A 15,783-nucleotide genomic window follows, 5' to 3' on the forward strand; every position below is an offset into this window, starting at 1 on the left:
TGGCCAAATAACACAGCATTACTCAGCCGATGAACGGAATGTTTATGCGCAATATGATAAGAATACTACTGCTGAGCTTACTTTCAATTGGCGTCGGTGCGGACGAGCTTGAGCGTCTACCGAAATGGGAGTTGGGCTTGGGCTTGGCTGCCGTCAATTTGCCGGATTACCCCGGAGCCGATCAGAGCCAAAGCTACGTATTGCCCTTCCCGTACGTTATTTATCGTGGCGCTCGCTTAAAGGCTGGACGCGAAGGTTTGAGGGGCCTGTTGTTCGAAAGCAAGCGTTGGGATTTGGATATTTCAGCCGGCGGTAGTTTACCGGTAAATAGCGACGATAACCGCGCTCGCCAAGGCATGGACGATCTTAAAGTAAGCTTAGAACTCGGACCTTCATTGCGCTTGAAATTCGTCGACGAAGCCAATGAGAAAATCCAGCTGCGTTTTAATTTGCGCGCGTTATTGGCTGCCGATGATTTTCCGGCACTTGATTACGAGGGCTGGTTGTTCAATCCTGAGCTGCGCTGGCGCCGTCATTACGGCGACCGTTATGTGTTGGGGTCGTCATTACAAGTTCGCTATGGCAGTGCCGAATACCACGACTATTTTTATGGTGTGGCACCGCAATTTGCCACTGCAACACGGCCAAGCTATCGCGCCAACCGTGGCTATCAAAGCGTCGGTGTCAACGGGTTTATGGCAATAAAAATCGATCACAACTGGCGGTTGACTGCCAACGTCGGCTATTACGATCTGCATAACGCGGCATTTGATGACAGCCCACTATTTAAAAGGAATAGCGGCGCCTATTTTGGCTTGTCGATCTCTCGTATCTTGTGGCGCTCACAAGCAACAGTGGGTCCTAGCAGAATTGACGATATTGTCCTATAGCGTCTTCACGTCTCAATAGCGACTTGATTACGGTACAATCTGCGTACTATTCTTTTTCGAGTTCGTGTCATGCCCGCAAGTCACAGCCATATCACCGCCATAATTATTGGCGGTGGCCCAGCGGGTTTAATGGTAGCGGAGCAGCTTAGTAACGCCGGCGTCGCCGTGGACCTCTACGACGCGATGCCCACAGTGGGCCGCAAGTTTTTACGGGCCGGTATTGGTGGCTTAAATCTGACCCACAATGAGAACTGGCCGGATTTTGTTGCTCGCTACGGTGATAAGGCTGCGTTACTCAAGCCCGCACTCGATAGTTTTAGCTCGGACGATTTGCGCAAATGGGTCGCAGAATTAGGTGTCGATACCTTTGTCGGCAGTTCTGGGCGAGTTTTCCCTGTTGAGAAAAAAGCAGCTCCCTTGTTACGGCGGTGGCTGAGTCGTCTTCGCGATAAGGGTGTACGCATTCACAGTCGGCATCGCTGGCTGGGCTGGAACAACGTCGGTGAACTGCAAGTTCAACGCTCAGATAAAATATTGTCGCTATCTGCGGATATGGTGTTTTTTGCCCTAGGCGGAGGTAGCTGGTCGGCGCTGGGGTCAGATGGCCAGTGGCTAACTCACTTCGAAAATCGCGGTGTTGCGTGCCAACAATTTCGGCCTAGTAATTGCGGATTTAATTATCCCTGGCAGGCGGATATCCAAACTCAATATCTTGGCTCGCCCCTCAAATCAATCGCCGTGTCTATCTGTGATGACGATGGCGCGGTGTGGCGTCAGCGCGGCGATGCCTTGATTTCTTCCTATGGCATTGAAGGCGGCCCTATATATGGAATCTCCGCGCCGATGCGCGATGCCATAGAGCGTCACGGTCAATGTACAATCTACTGGGATCTAGATCCCGATCGCTCGCTGGAAAAATTACAGCAGGCGATAGCAAAGCGCAGAAGCAAAGACTCTATCGCCAATGTGCTTCGCAAACAATGTGGGCTTAATGGCAATAAACTTGCGCTGTTTAAGGCCTTAACAAGCAAAGTCCAAATGGCCGATATTGGTGGTATTCCCAGCTTGATAAAATCCTTGCCGCAAACCTTTGTCAGCGTCCGCGATATAGACGAAGCAATTAGTACTGACGGCGGAATTTGTTTTACGGCCTTAGATGATAAGCTGATGTTAAAGCAAATACCGAATACCTATTGCGTAGGTGAAATGCTTGATTGGGAAGCGCCGACGGGAGGCTATTTACTGACAGCCTGTTTCGCGACGGCAGCGTGGGCGGCGAAGGCCGCAGTCGCTCGCAAAACGGATTAAACATTTAGGGAGGTAGCATGGCCATTATTGAATTTTCAAAAGAAGAAAAAGACATCATTATTGCGAAAGTACAGCGCTATTTTGAAGACGAGTTACATCAGGATATTGGCAAATTCGATGCAGAGTTTTTAACTGACTTCTTCTCTGAAGAAGTGGGGGCCTACTTTTATAACCGCGGTTTAAACGATGCAAAAATGGTGCTGGAAGATAAATTGGCGGATATCAGCGATGCACTCTATGACATTGAGAAGCCAACTAATTTTGTAAGATGAATTTTGAATCTTTTGTAGACTTTAAATAAGGGACTATTCCGTGGCGGCAATGGCATTACAAGATCTATTAAGTCTCAGCGGCCACTGTGTTGTACTCATGCCCAGCGACGCCAGTGCGCGACAGTGCCGCGACCGCATAGCGCGCTTGCGCGGCAGTCACGATCAAGCGTTTATCGAAACTGTCACGGTAGTGCCAGTAGATCAGTGGCTAGCGGAATTGTGGGATGCCACCTTCCCTTCTAAACAAGTTCTGCGCCCTATTCAGCTGCTGGCCTTGGCGCGGGACATCATTGAGAGCAGCGATTTTTATCCAGAAAATTGCCTGAATAGCATGGCAATTACCCGCCAGTTTGTAGATGCTTTTCAATTGCACGCCGAATACCTGCTCAGCGACGATGAAGACTACTATCGCTTCTCAACAGAGTATCAGGCATTTTATCGCTGGCGTCAGGAGATGCAGCAACAATTGGATAGGCAGTCGGCATTGAGTGGCCAGCAACTACCTGCGCATTTAGGTGAATTACTCGATGAGTCTGGTTTAGATTTACCCGATCACTTAGTGCTGAATGAAGGTTTGGATCTCAGTCCAGCCGTGCAAGCCTTTTTACATCGCTGCGCCGAAAAAACCTCGGTATCCACCTTGGCCGAGATGTTTAGTTCAGCGCTTCTCCCGAGATTTAGCGCTGCCCAGCAAATAGAGCAGGAGTGCCAAGCGGTTGCCGCGTGGTTGCGTGGAAAGTTTGCTCCAGAGGCTGGCCCAGAAAAGTCATTACAGGATTCACTGTTCGCGATAGTAGTTCCGGATATGAAACGCTATCGCGGCGTCTTGAATAGTGTCTTGCAGCGTCAATTTTATGTTGATGGATTATTTCCGAACGTAGAAAAAGAGGCGCGCGAACCGTGGCTATTTGAGTCCAGTGAAACTCTCCTCTCCTATCCGCTGATCATGTCTGCCTGGGACTTAATATCGCTAAGTTCGCGTGCCTTACCGCTAGAGCAGCTCAGCCGAATTTTACGTTCACGCTTTGTGCGGGGTTGGCCGGAGTCGCGCAGTATTCGAGCGAGCTTAGACATTCGCTGGCGAGAGTATCTCAGCCCAGAAACCACTTTGCGCAATGCCTTAGGCCTTGCCCACAGCATGGAAGCGGATGAGCCCAGTGTCAGTGATTTTTTGCATGATCTTGCGGCCATGCTCAATGTCATGCCCGGCCGTCAACTACCGTCGGCCTGGGTGAGATTTTTTGATCAACTGTTGCTCACGGCGGGCTGGCCCAATGCCAGTGATGACGATGTTGTCGTGCAGCAATGTCGGCGTGGCTTTAGTCAGGCAATGGATGTGTTCCGCGCCTTAGACCGGCAGCTAGGTGACATAAAACACGACACGGCGCTCGCTTGGCTACAGCATATTTTGAGTACCAAGCGTTTTTCTGTCAGTCGCGATTGGCCCTGTCCGGTACGCATCATGGAATATGATGACGCGCTGGGTTTGAGTTTCGATGCAGTGTGGATAATGGGTTTGGATGACCATGCTCTGCCGCGTCGCGTTGAGCCCTCAGCTTTTCTACCTTTGGAACTACAGCAGCAGGCTAAATACCCTGACAGTGACCCCAGCCTCTGTCTGCAGCGAGATCAGCGGTTGTTGGATAGTCTTCTGCGCTCTGGGCCGGAGGTGCACCTAAGTCACTGCCGTGAAAACGAAGTGGGCAGCCCGCTCGGGCCGTGTACTTTACTCGCGGATTACGATGAAGATGAGGCGTGGTTTGCTGAAAATCAATTTGTCGCGCGGGGCGATATTGCGCTGCCAGCCTCAGATGCGGTGCGCGCCATTAAGTCTGAGCAGCGAGCGACGGTGCGCGGCGGCACAGGTTTGTTTAAAGAATATGCCAGCAGCCCTTTTTTCGCGTTTCTAAAATACCGCTTAAACTTGCGAGAATTTCCTGTACCCGCTGAGGGCTTGGATCATCGTGTGCAGGGTATTCTCATTCACGACACTATGCAGCATGTGTGGGAAACCCTAAAAACCAAAGCGGCACTGGACGCCTGCAGCGAGTTGCAACTAGAGGCACTGGTCAGGACTAGCTGTGAGCGCGCTCTTGAAAATCCTGAGTTAAGCGCGCTGCGATTTGGTGAGTCTTTGTTAAGCATTGAAAAAGAGCGTGTTATCACCTTGGTGTGCGCGTGGATGAATAAAAACGAACGTCGTCGCCTGCAGGATTTTACGGTGCTATCCACCGAGCAATTAACGGAAAGCGAATTAATGGGAATTCCGCTGCGAATCCGCATGGACCGCATCGACCAAATAGGCGACAAACGCTTAGTTATTGACTACAAAACCGGCACCATCGATGGCCGTTCTCTCAGTGTTGATAATTTAACGGAGCCACAGTTGCCGATCTATGTTTTGGCGCAAAATAATACAGCACAGCAGCTAGACGGCGTGATGCTGGCGCAGCTTAAAAGTCCCGATGATTTAAAAATCCATATGCGCAGTAACTGGGCGAACAGTGTGGTTGCTAAAAAATCGCGAGACGAAGATGTCGATACCGCAGAAAAATGGCAGGCGGAAATAGAGGCGTGGTCAAGCGCCTTACAAGAAATGGCAGAGGGTATTTTAGCGGGCAATATTGAGCACGACTTTAGTCAGAATCACAGTCGCGGGTTTAGCGCTTTCTTGCTGCCGCTGCTGCGAGATTTAAGTATTGAGGAGGATGCGCAATGAGCCAGTATCCTCGTCCCCCAGATCAAGATCAGCGCCAGCAGGCAGTTGACCCGCGCCACTCAGTTTTAGTTAGAGCGCCGGCCGGCTCCGGTAAAACCGGTGTGCTGTTATTGCGTTATTTACACTGCCTTTTGGCAGTTGAGCAACCAGAGACAGTGGTTGCCATTACGTTTACCAATAAGGCTGCTGGCGAAATAAAAGAGCGGGTAATGTCGGCCTTGCAAGATGGTGCCAAGGCTCTGGTTAACGCAGCAAACGGTGATGATATAGAGCCAGCTGGCAGTGGTTTTGAACACGATATTCGCGAAGCGGTATGTAAAGTTCTGGCCAAAGATGAGAAAAATCAATGGCACTTGTTAAAGAACAGTGCGCGCTTGCGCATCACGACCTTTGATAGTTTTTGTGGCAGTTTGGTTAGGCGGTTACCACTGTTGTCGGGCTTAGGGGCGGCAGTGCCGTTTACCGACGCCGACGCGCTGTATCGCGAGGCGATTCTGAGTTTGTTTCGCCAGTTAGATGAAAGTAGCTGCCCCCCTGCCCTCGCCACCGCGCTGCAGAAATTATTGGCCTACGGAAGTAACCGTATAGAAACCTTGCTGCCCTTGTTGTCGGCATTACTGTCCAAGCGGGATCAGTGGCTGCGAGACGTGATTAGCGGCGATCTCGACTTGATGGAATCCGCCTTGGCAGACGAAGTGACATCGCAATTTGAACCCGCTTGGGCGTCGCTGCAAGAGCTAGATATTCAACAATTGATCAGCGCATTTATGGCGTCGTCGGCGGCGAACGAAGATCATGCTTGGGCTGCAGATTTGCGCAGCGCCGGCGAATTGGATATTACCGATTTTGATTTGGTGCAGCAATTAGCCAGCGCGATGCTCAGCGGTAAAGGGGAGCTGTATAAGCCCCGCTCCTTAAATTACGCGGGACTGAAAGCGGGCCAGCCGGGGACCGCGGAAGCCAAGAGTTGGCTAAAGGGCTTGGAAGACGAGGGCTTGTTTGGTGAGGCATCACAGGCCTTGGCCGCGATAGCCAGTTTGCCGCCACCGTATTTTCCTGACAGTAGCCGGGAATTAGTTGGCCATTTTAGAATCGCCCTCGCCTATTTGCTGGCGCATTTGCGCCTGAGCTTTGAACACAAAGGTGGTGTCGATTTTGGCGAAATTGCCCAGCGAGCCATTACTGCGCTCAGTGCCGAGCACGGAGAAGCGGTCGGCGACGCCCTATTAATTGAAGATCGGGTGCAGCATATTTTAGTTGATGAAATGCAGGATACCTCAGTTAGCCAAATTGAGTTGCTAGACGCACTCTGCCAAGGCTGGGAAGAGGATGACGGTCGCAGCGTATTTTTCTGTGGTGATTTGCAACAGTCGATCTATGCGTTTCGCGGAAGCTTGGTCAGTCTGTTTGATGAGTTGCAACAGCGCGGTAGTTTTGCTGGCAAAACCTTGCTGCCCTTGCAGTTGAAAGCAAACTTTAGATCGTCGCCCGACCTGGTTAATTGGGTAAATGATTGCTTCAAAATATTGTTCACCGACCGCGGCCGATACTATGAGGCCGCACTTCCCCAGCGAGACAATGCCGGCAAGGTTGTCATTCACCCGCAGGTGCTGGGTCAAAAAGTGGAAGCCAAACTGACTGCCGGTCAGGCGGAAGCGCAAGAAATTGTAGAATTAATACAGCGGGTTCAAACCCGCGATAGCATTGCGGGTAGCACCTCGTCGGTGGCGATATTGGTTCGTAATCGCGGCCACCTAAAATATATTGTCCCAGCCCTAAAAACGGCTGGAATAACCTTTTCTGGTCAAGATATTGATAGCTTGACCGCTACCCCCGCGGTCATGGATTTTATGGGTCTGCTCCGCGCCCTGTGGCACGAGGCCGACAACGTGGCGTGGGCGCGGGTGCTGCGCGCCCCGTTTGTGGGCTTGAGTTGGGATGACCTTCTCTCGCTGCGCGAGGCCGGTGGTTTGCTTCGCGATACCCTGATGAATTTTGAGACCTGCTCGCCAATAAGCGAGGACGGTAAGCGAGCGCTCACCCACCTTCGGGATACTATTAATTGGTTGGAGTCTTGTCCGCAGAGCCGTGACTTGCGCTGGGCACTGCGCAGCGCTTGGCATTTGCTGGGTGGTCCAGCTTGTATTGAGCCACATCAGCAGGGTGATATTGATCGAGTATTGGCCTTGCTTGATGAATACGCTCCGGCGGGATTGTTAGAGGATATTCGCGCTTTGGAGCGCGCCCTCGAAAGACTTTACGCGACACCGCCGACTAGCAATATTGAGTTGATGACCATTCACAAATCCAAGGGCTTGGAATTTGATGTGGTGATCTTGCCGGGCACCGGTGCCGCCGGTCGCAATGCCGACCGCGAGCTGCTCGCTTGGCAGCGGATTCGCGGCCACATGATATTTGCACCCAAGCCGCAAAGTTCGGGAGCGGACCCTGCGGCGGAAAAGCTATATAGCTATATGAGCGAGCGTCAGGCCCGTGCCTTAGATGAAGAAATAGACCGCTTAATCTATGTGGCTCTCACCCGTGCAAAAATTGAATTGCATGTGTTCGGGCAGGCGAAAATGAATAGCAAGGGAGATGTGGCGGCAACGTCCGGCAGTGTCTTGCATCGCCTGTGGGATAGTGTTGGCGACGATTTTGAACGCTGCGACATTATCGAGGCAGATGACGCGATTGCACCACTGCGGGTGCCAATGGCCCCTCGTCTGCGGAACTTGCAGTGTGTTAGCGAGCCGGTTTGGCAGCCGCCGATGCCGCCGGAGTCGCCCTTGCAGCGCGCCCAGCGTCAAACTGAAAATGCGGTATTAGAAGATAATATTGAAGATCGCGCGGTGGGTATTGTGTTTCATGAGCTGATGGAGCGACTGGGACGGAGAAATGACCGCGAGCAATGGGTTGCAGACCACGATCGTTTGCAGCGTGGTGTGACTCAGCGCCTGCGTCATCACTGTCATCCTGAGCCCGGCCTTGATGAGAGTGTTGCGCGGATAATGAGCTTGGTCAGCAACACCTTAAATTGTGAGAAAGGTCAGTGGATTCTGTCCAGCTACCAGTGGCAGGCCAGTGAGCAAACCATTCGTCGCATGATAGGTGGGCAGTGGCAGACCTTGATTTTGGATCGGGTTTTTATTGATCAGAACCGCTGTTGGATCGTCGATTACAAGACGGCCACCGCAAAAGGCAATGTAAAACGCTTTTTCGAAGAGCAAGCTGAGCGATATCAAACAAAAATGCGTATTTATCAGCAAGCTTTGTACGCAACTGGGGTAGAATGCGCGATTGCGACGGCCTTGTATTTTCCCGCCCACCAGCATTTATTGGTTTTGGATGAAGCCTAAGTTGTCTAGACTTGGTATGGCGGTGCCTTGCTCGTGAAACAATATAATATATTTGGCTTGTATGAGCCGATTTTAGGAATGACTTTGTAAATGAAACACCTGCTTGGCTTTACACTCATATCGATGCTGCTAATGGGTTGCTCGCAATTCAAGACGGCCAAGGTAATTGCACCTGTAAATTTACAAAAGCCTGTGCAGCTTGAAGAAGATCAGCAAGAAGCTGAGCCCAGCGACGTAGAAAAGCTGGCGACTAGCGTGTCGCGACAGATGTTACTGGGCAAATGGTATGGCATTCGCAAAACCGCCGACGGCGGCCAAAAAGAATGGCTGACTGAGCGTTCAGCCGATGGCACATACCGTGTTGATTTCCGTTTTGTGGCGGCCGACGGCACCGCGCGCTCGCAGTCAGAGGTTGGTTTTTGGGGCGTGTCTGGCGATATCTATTTTCGTATTTTCCGTGGCTGGGTTACCGTTGAAGGCATGAAACCCGCCGATCCAACCGTGGCCGAGCACTACGACGCATATAAAATCGAAGGCCTAGACGATAGCTACTTCAATTATGTGCATAAGTCGCGCGGCCAGCAGTATACGGTAAAGAAAATGCCAGGTGATTTTCGTTTGCCGATCACGGTTAAAAACCAGGAAACCGAGCCTCTTACCTTTAGCTATTAATCAGTTCGTTAACTCGTTCTGGGCGCCTGCCACGAGGTGGCGGCGCTAATCTTATCATCGTCAAATACACCGAGGCGGCGCGCCCTCTTCGCCCATAGCTCGCGGGCCAGCGCCTGCATATCAATAGCGGTGTCAGTTTCGTCTACAATTTCCATGCCCAGCATGGTTTCCACTAAATCTTCTATCGTCACCAGGCCCATTACGCTGCCGTATTCATTTACAACCAAGGCAATTTGCAGGCGCATTTCGGTGAGGTTTTTAAGCAGCTCTGGTGTTGGCAGCGTTTCGGGAACAACGAATAGCTCGCGACGCAAACTGCTTAGTGGCGCGTCTGCGCTGCGGGACATGGCGAGCATAAGCTCATCTTTGCGGACAAAACCGGTAATATTGTCGGGATCATCGGCGTAAACGGGGATTCTGGAAAATAGAATGGCGTCGTTGCCCTCCACTACTTCTCTGACACTCGCGGTTTCCGGCACGCTAAAAATGACTAGTCGCGGCGTCATTACATCGCGTGCTTGCAGCGATCGAAAGCGAATTAAGCTGGCGACCGCCAAGGATTCTTCCTTGTCCAAGATGCCTTCGCTGACGGCGACTTCTGCTAAGGCGACAAACTCTTCGCGACTGATAGAGTGAGCCCCTGCTCCGCGCGACATTAAGCGCGTCAGCACCTGTGCCATTGCCACCAATGGGGACATCGCCCACATGATAAATCGCAAAATAATCGCGCATGGCGGCGACAATTGACGCCAGAATAAGGCGCCAAGGGTTTTTGGAATGATTTCAGACACGAAGAGAATTAATAGGGTAAGCACCGCCGAAATAAGCCCAAAATAGGCCTCGCCAAACAGCGCTGTTGCCTGCGCCCCTGCCCCTGCTGCGCCCACTGTGTGGGCGATCGTATTGAGACTTAAAATGGCGGCAAGCGGTCGGTCGATGTCGGTTTTATAAACGCGCCACAGTTTGCCGTTGCGATGGCCGCGCTCCTCTTCTGCGGCGATATAAGACGGTGTAACGCTGAGTAGGACAGCTTCTAGTACAGAGCATAAAAAAGAAACGCCTAAGGCGATGGCAACATAAATCAGCAGTAAGAGCATAGCGGAGTCGGCTTAAAAGTGTAGGGATGATTGCCGCATTGCCGGCGGGTAAAGTCAAGCGCTGTTGGCGCATAGGCATCGAGCGGAGCATCTCCCTAAATAGTCCAGTTCGGTGTGCCACCCTCTTCCGATTTTGCATTCTGGGCAAGAATTTTTTGAACGCCAAGGTGGTGAGACAGAAAAATTTCACCACTTAAATGCTTTATAAAATCTGTTGTTAAAAGGATGTCGCTTACCGGCCCTTTAACTTCAGATAAATGCAGCTTAATTTCACTGTCACTTAATCGCTGGTTGATGGATTCCAGCGCGTCTAAAGCGCTAAGGTCAATTTCATTCACTGCGGTACACATTAAAATAACGTGACGTATTGCGGAATTTTTTTCTATAAGTTCGTAAATCTTATCTTCGATAAATCCGGCGTTGGCAAAATATAAGCTTTCATCAATGCGCAGAGAAAGAATGTCACTGTGGGTGATTACTTTGTGGCGATTCACATTGCGATAGTGTTCTGTACCGGGAACTTCGCCAACTACCGCCATATGCGGCGTAGAGGTTTTATATAAATGTAGGGCGAGAGAGGCAAACACGCCGCAGGCAACGCCACTTTCTACACCGGCAAGTAGAGTGACTAATAAGGTGGTACTTACAGCAATAAAATCACTGCGGGCGTAGCCCCAGCTTTTTTTCAGTATGGAGAAATCTACTAGCGATAGCACCGCGACAATGATCGTTGCTGCTAAGGTTGCCTTGGGTAAATAGGCGAGATATGGCGTAAAAAATAGGGCGGCTAGTCCAATACCCACGGCGGTGAATATGCCTGCGGCAGGGGTCACGGCGCCGGCATCAAAATTGACGACTGAGCGCGCAAAGCCGCCAGTGACAGGGTAACCGCCGGAAAATGCGGCAGCCACATTGGCGGCACCTAAGCCAATAAGCTCTTGATTTGGCGTGATTTTTTGGCGCCGTTTAGCGGCTAGGGTATGGCCCACAGAAACGGATTCAACAAAGCCAATAACAGAAATAAATATGGCAGAGACGAGTAGTTCACGCCACGCGCTATGGTCTAAGCTTGGAATTTGTAGGCTGGGTAAACCGCTTGGAATGTCGCCGACAAGTTTCACGCCATGCTGGCCAAGGTCAAAGGTGTAGGCTGCAATACTGGTTGCAATGATACCCATGACGGGCCCCGTTTTTGACAGCATTCCAGCGGCTTTATCACCTAGACCAAATCGCATTAGCAAGGGCTTCAAGCCGCTGCGAACCCAGAACAAAAATGCCAGTACGGGAAGACCAACGGCTAGGGTGTAGAGATTGGTATTCGCAATTTCATTGAGTAATGCCGTTAGTAAATGAAATAAATTTTCGCCTGATGCACTAATGCCTAAAATATGTTTTAACTGACTTACCGCAATAATAATTCCCGATGCGGTAATAAAACCTGCAATCACAGGATGAGATAAAAAGTTCGCTAAAAATCCCATCCGTAAAATGCCCATACCCAGCAAAAACATGCCGGAAAGCAGCGCTAGTAAAAGTGCGGCTTCAATATAGCTGACGCTGCCCGGCGCTGCGATATGTCCGATGGCAGACGCTGTCATGAGGGAGACAACGGCAACAGGTCCTACAGATAGCGTGCGGCTGGTGCCGAAAATAGCGTAGGCCACAAGAGGAAGCATACTCGCATACAAGCCCATTTCCGGAGGCAGTCCCGCTAGCAGCGCATAGGCCAAAGATTGGGGAATGAGCATGATGGTGACGATCACCGCCGCTAACAGATCGCTAATCAAGGTGTCGCGTTGATAGTCCGCGACCCACGTTAGAATCGGAAAGTAGGATTTAATCGCTTTTATTTTCAAGTTTATATTTCCTAGGCTTCATCGCTCATTACTGGCTTTACCAACCACTCTTTACCTTTGAGCATACCGCGCCAGTAAATGGGCGGTAGTAATTTTTCTTTTAAAAACCACGCTGCGCGTGTTGGCTTGGTGCCGTCAATGATCCATTTCGGAAAACTCGGTAAAAGTGTGCCGCCGTATCCGAATTCAGCCAATACAATTTTTCCACGCTCTACTGTTAGCGGGCAGGAGCCGTAGCCATTGTATTTCGCGACGAGGTGGTCACCTTTGATGTCGGCAATAATATTAGCAGCCACAATTGGTGCTTGTACCCGTGCTGCGGCAGCGGTTTTGGCGTTGGGGGTATTGGCTACGTCGCCCAGCGACCAGATGTTGCTATAGCGCTTGTGGCGAAGGGTATATTGATCTACATCTACCCAGCCAGCGTCGTCTACTAGTGGACTGCTGCGGATAAAATCGGGTGCGGTTTGCGGCGGACAAACGTGGATCATATCAAATTCGCGGCTAATAATTTCGGTGCTGCCATCGCCGGTGGTGGTTTCAAAGTAAGCTGTCTTTTTGTCGCCGTCGATACGGACCAGTTTGTGATTAAATTTTAATTCGGTCTGGTATTTTTTGACGTACTCCATTAATGCCGGGACGTAGTCGGCCACCCCAAAAAGCACAGCGCCAGCGTTATAAAATTCGATATTAATATTTTTTATGTTTTGATTTTTGAGCCAGTAGTCGCCAGACAAATACATGGCTTTTTGTGGCGCCCCTGCACATTTAATCGGCATGGGTGGTTGGGTAAATAAGGCGCGACCCCCTTTTAAGTTGCGAACCAGATCCCATGTGTAAGGTGCAAGGTCATAGCGGTAATTAGAGGTGACGCCATTGCGCCCCAGGGTTTCGCTGAGTCCTTCGATTCCAGCCCAATTTAGTTTTATACCGGCGGCAACCACAAGGCGCTGGTATTTAATGAGTCGACAGCCTTCAAGAGTAACGGTGTTACTGTCCGGGTTGAAGGTAGCAACCGCGGCCTTTATCCAATCGGCGCCTCTGGGAATCAGCGACGCCATATCGCGCATGGTTTGCTCAGGCGTAAATATCCCAGCGCCAACCAAGGTCCAGCCGGGTTGGTAATAGTGTTTGTCGGCCGGATCTATAATCGCTATTGATAGTGCTTTGTTTCTGGCTAGCAAGCTGGCAGCCGTCGAGATACCCGCTGCGCCGCCCCCAACGATAAGCACATCGTAGCTTTTCAACGCTTGCATTTCGCCGCTGTTGCCGGCAATTCGAGCGGCTACACCGCTCATGTCGTAACCCGCTTCTTTGGCCGTGGCAACAATGTCAGCCAGCGGTAGCTGCTTGGCTTGGTTCAGCGCCCACAGGGTAGTGGAACGCATACCGCTGCGGCAGTAAGCGTGAATAGGACCGTCTTGCTGAAGTAATTTGCCAAAGGCGGTGGCGTCATCATCGCTCACCTTACCGGTGATCACTGGTAGGTAGTGGCATTGAATATGGTGTTCCTCGGCGGCTTTTGCTATTTCAGAAAATAGCGGCTGATCCGGGCCTTCGCCGTCTGGGCGATTGCAGATAATGGTCCGAACTCCCCGTATGGCAAGCTCGCTAATATCACTGCTAAGCAGTTGATCGGAAACGCTTATATTTGCATTTAATTCTTTAATGTTCATCGTAATTCCCTGACCGTTTGGGTGGGTGCTTTAGAGCAGGTTCAGCGGCAGTTTAAGGTAGACCACCTCATTGGTGTCGGCCTTGGGTAAATGGCCTGCGCGCATATTTACCTGCAGGGATGGCAAAATCAGTCTGGGCATACCTAGGGTTGCGTCGCGCTTTTCACGCATGGCAACAAAGTCACTTTCGCTAATCCCCTGGTGAACATGAATATTATGTTCGCGCTCTTGCTTGACGGTGGTCTGGTACTCAACGTCACGATCATTAGGCATGTAGTCGTGACACATGAAGAGACGAAGATCGTCAGGTAAGGACAGAATGCGCTGGATGGACTGGTATAAGGTTTTGGCGTTGCCACCCGGGAAGTCTGCGCGCGCGCTGCCGCCGTCGGGCATAAATAAGGTGTCGCCAACAAAACCCGCGTCGCCCATGATATGGGTCATACACGCCGGTGTATGGCCGGGGGTGTGCAGGGCGTGGCAGCGCATTTTGCCAACGAAGTATTCGTCGCCATCGTTAAATAGATGATCGAACTGGGAGCCGTCGCGGCAGAAGTCGGTGCCCTCGTTAAAGATTTTGCCAAAGGTGTTTTGCACTGTGGTGATCTCGGCGCCAATGCCAATTTTGCCGCCCAGTTTCTCTTGAATATAGGGCGCGGCAGACAGGTGGTCGGCGTGGACATGAGTTTCTATTATCCACTGCAGCTCTAGGTTTTGACTGCGGATATAGTCGATGACTTTGTCTGCGCCGTGCAGGCTGAGTCGGCCTGCGGCGTAGTCGATTTCCATTACCGAGTCGATCACCGCGCAGGCATTTGACGCCGGATCTTTTACCACATAGGTAAAGGTGTTGGTGGGTTCGTCAAAAAAAGCCAGCACGTCAGGGCTGGTGCTCATGTCAGTGTTAAAAGCTAGTGTGCTCATTATAAATATCCTATTAAGTTTATTCGTAAGACAGCGCGGTCGCTTTGCCATGAAATATTCGATAGACAAAAAAGGTGTAAAACAAAATGACGGGTAGGGTGATGACTACGCCCACTAAGGTAAATTGCAGCGATTTCACTGAGGCGGCGGACTCCCATATTGTGAGGCCACCAATAACGATGTCAGGGAAAATACTATAGGCCAGTCCTAAGCTCGCCATTAAGCAGATAGCGACGGTGCAGGCAAAGATCAGCCAGCTATAGCCTTGCTTGAGAACGGAAGTCTTATTTAGTGCCACTACAATGACGCCATAGCAAAATACACAGACCATTGGGATCGGCATTAAGTACAGGGCGTTCGGCAGGGTAAACCATTTTTCGGCAATGCTACTGCTCACCATCGGAGTGGCGATAGACACCATAAAAAGCCCCAAACCCATTGGCCAGATTGCCATGCGCGCCCAGCCGATGGCTTTATTGCGCAAATCGCCGTCGGTTTTCATCAGTAGCCAGCCGCAGCCTAGGATTAGGTAGAGGGCGGGTAGGGTCATGGCGATGAGTGCGGAGAATAATAGGCTGGTGGTGGAACTTTGCAGACCGGTGATATAGGCGCCGAGCATCCAACCTTGGGCGACCGATGCAATCAGGGAGCCGCCGAAAAATGCCTTATTCCATAGGCCGCGACGGTGGTCGCCCGCCTTTACCCGTAAATCAAAGGCGACGCCGCGCAGAATTAAACCCATTAACATGAGGGTCACGGGTAAATACAAGCTGGTGAGAATAATACCGTGGGCGACGGGGAAGGCGATCAGTAGCACGCCAATACCCAGTACGATCCATGTTTCGTTGGCGTCCCAGAATGGCCCAATGGAGGCGATCATCATGTCCTTTTCCGCTTCGTCAGCCAGCGGTACAAGCAGACCGACGCCAAGATCGTAGCCGTCGAGAATGACGTAGATCAGCAGAGCGAGGCCCATGATGCCCATGTAAATGATTGGCAGCCAATATTCCATT

The 15,783-nt window shown here is 51.1% G+C and carries 11 protein-coding genes; 6 read left to right on the forward strand and 5 right to left on the reverse strand.

Translation table 11 applies throughout. The features are described 5' to 3' along the window. Positions 1-44: 44 nt before the first annotated feature. From KXJ70_RS10150 to KXJ70_RS10175, 6 genes are all read left to right on the forward strand, one after another. Positions 45-890, forward strand: coding sequence for a MipA/OmpV family protein (locus KXJ70_RS10150; RefSeq protein ID WP_219043393.1), 846 nt, complete (start codon positions 45-47; stop codon positions 888-890). A gap of 69 nt (positions 891-959) precedes the next feature. Continuing rightward, the gene (locus tag KXJ70_RS10155) at positions 960-2,198 is read left to right on the forward strand and encodes a TIGR03862 family flavoprotein (protein WP_219043394.1); all 1,239 of its coding nucleotides are present in this window, start codon (positions 960-962) and stop codon (positions 2,196-2,198) included. Positions 2,199-2,215: 17 nt separating this feature from the next. Next, entirely contained in the window at positions 2,216-2,470 is a 255-nt protein-coding gene (locus KXJ70_RS10160) for a DUF2164 domain-containing protein (RefSeq protein WP_219043395.1), read from the forward strand. A gap of 49 nt (positions 2,471-2,519) precedes the next feature. Beyond that, on the forward strand, positions 2,520-5,189 hold the full coding sequence (locus KXJ70_RS10165; RefSeq protein WP_255558424.1) for a PD-(D/E)XK nuclease family protein: 2,670 nt from the start codon (positions 2,520-2,522) through the stop codon (positions 5,187-5,189). Next, positions 5,186-8,545, forward strand: a complete 3,360-nt coding sequence (locus tag KXJ70_RS10170) for a UvrD-helicase domain-containing protein (protein WP_219043397.1) — start codon at positions 5,186-5,188, stop codon at positions 8,543-8,545. The genes KXJ70_RS10165 and KXJ70_RS10170 overlap by 4 nt, the downstream gene beginning before the upstream one ends. A gap of 90 nt (positions 8,546-8,635) precedes the next feature. Beyond that, positions 8,636-9,217 (forward strand): putative periplasmic lipoprotein, encoded by a 582-nt coding sequence (locus KXJ70_RS10175; protein WP_219043398.1) that lies wholly within the window; start codon positions 8,636-8,638, stop codon positions 9,215-9,217. Positions 9,218-9,225: 8 nt separating this feature from the next. Here KXJ70_RS10175 and KXJ70_RS10180 read toward each other — a convergent pair whose 3' ends face one another. The 5 genes from KXJ70_RS10180 to KXJ70_RS10200 all read right to left on the reverse strand — a co-directional run bounded on the left by KXJ70_RS10180 (position 9,226) and on the right by KXJ70_RS10200 (position 15,782). Beyond that, positions 9,226-10,314: a CNNM domain-containing protein gene (locus KXJ70_RS10180; protein WP_219043399.1), complete on the reverse strand. Its 1,089-nt coding sequence runs from the start codon at positions 10,312-10,314 to the stop codon at positions 9,226-9,228. A gap of 95 nt (positions 10,315-10,409) precedes the next feature. After that, on the reverse strand, positions 10,410-12,170 hold the full coding sequence (locus KXJ70_RS10185; protein WP_219043400.1) for a SulP family inorganic anion transporter: 1,761 nt from the start codon (positions 12,168-12,170) through the stop codon (positions 10,410-10,412). Positions 12,171-12,181: 11 nt separating this feature from the next. After that, positions 12,182-13,846, reverse strand: a complete 1,665-nt coding sequence (locus tag KXJ70_RS10190) for a bifunctional protein tyrosine phosphatase family protein/NAD(P)/FAD-dependent oxidoreductase (protein WP_219043401.1) — start codon at positions 13,844-13,846, stop codon at positions 12,182-12,184. Between the two features lie 30 nt (positions 13,847-13,876). Next, on the reverse strand, positions 13,877-14,770 hold the full coding sequence (locus KXJ70_RS10195) for an MBL fold metallo-hydrolase (RefSeq protein ID WP_219043402.1): 894 nt from the start codon (positions 14,768-14,770) through the stop codon (positions 13,877-13,879). Between the two features lie 19 nt (positions 14,771-14,789). After that, positions 14,790-15,782: a cytochrome d ubiquinol oxidase subunit II gene (locus KXJ70_RS10200; RefSeq protein ID WP_219043403.1), complete on the reverse strand. Its 993-nt coding sequence runs from the start codon at positions 15,780-15,782 to the stop codon at positions 14,790-14,792. Between the last annotated feature and the right edge of the window lies 1 nt (position 15,783).

It is taken from the genome of Zhongshania aquimaris, assembly GCF_019312595.1.
Classification (GTDB): domain Bacteria; phylum Pseudomonadota; class Gammaproteobacteria; order Pseudomonadales; family Spongiibacteraceae; genus Spongiibacter; species Spongiibacter aquimaris.

Bases quoted from the DNA above. Each gene is read 5' to 3' on its own strand.
- KXJ70_RS10170 (WP_219043397.1), top strand. From the start codon at position 5,186: ATGAGCCAGTATCCTCGTCCCCCAGATCAAGATCAGCGCCAGCAGGCA.
- KXJ70_RS10180 (WP_219043399.1), bottom strand. From the start codon at position 10,314: ATGCTCTTACTGCTGATTTATGTTGCCATCGCCTTAGGCGTTTCTTTT.
- KXJ70_RS10195 (WP_219043402.1), bottom strand. From the start codon at position 14,770: ATGAGCACACTAGCTTTTAACACTGACATGAGCACCAGCCCTGACGTG.
- KXJ70_RS10160 (WP_219043395.1), top strand. From the start codon at position 2,216: ATGGCCATTATTGAATTTTCAAAAGAAGAAAAAGACATCATTATTGCG.
- KXJ70_RS10200 (WP_219043403.1), bottom strand. From the start codon at position 15,782: ATGGAATATTGGCTGCCAATCATTTACATGGGCATCATGGGCCTCGCT.
- KXJ70_RS10155 (WP_219043394.1), top strand. From the start codon at position 960: ATGCCCGCAAGTCACAGCCATATCACCGCCATAATTATTGGCGGTGGC.
- KXJ70_RS10165 (WP_255558424.1), top strand. From the start codon at position 2,520: ATGGCATTACAAGATCTATTAAGTCTCAGCGGCCACTGTGTTGTACTC.
- KXJ70_RS10190 (WP_219043401.1), bottom strand. From the start codon at position 13,846: ATGAACATTAAAGAATTAAATGCAAATATAAGCGTTTCCGATCAACTG.
- KXJ70_RS10150 (WP_219043393.1), top strand. From the start codon at position 45: ATGCGCAATATGATAAGAATACTACTGCTGAGCTTACTTTCAATTGGC.
- KXJ70_RS10175 (WP_219043398.1), top strand. From the start codon at position 8,636: ATGAAACACCTGCTTGGCTTTACACTCATATCGATGCTGCTAATGGGT.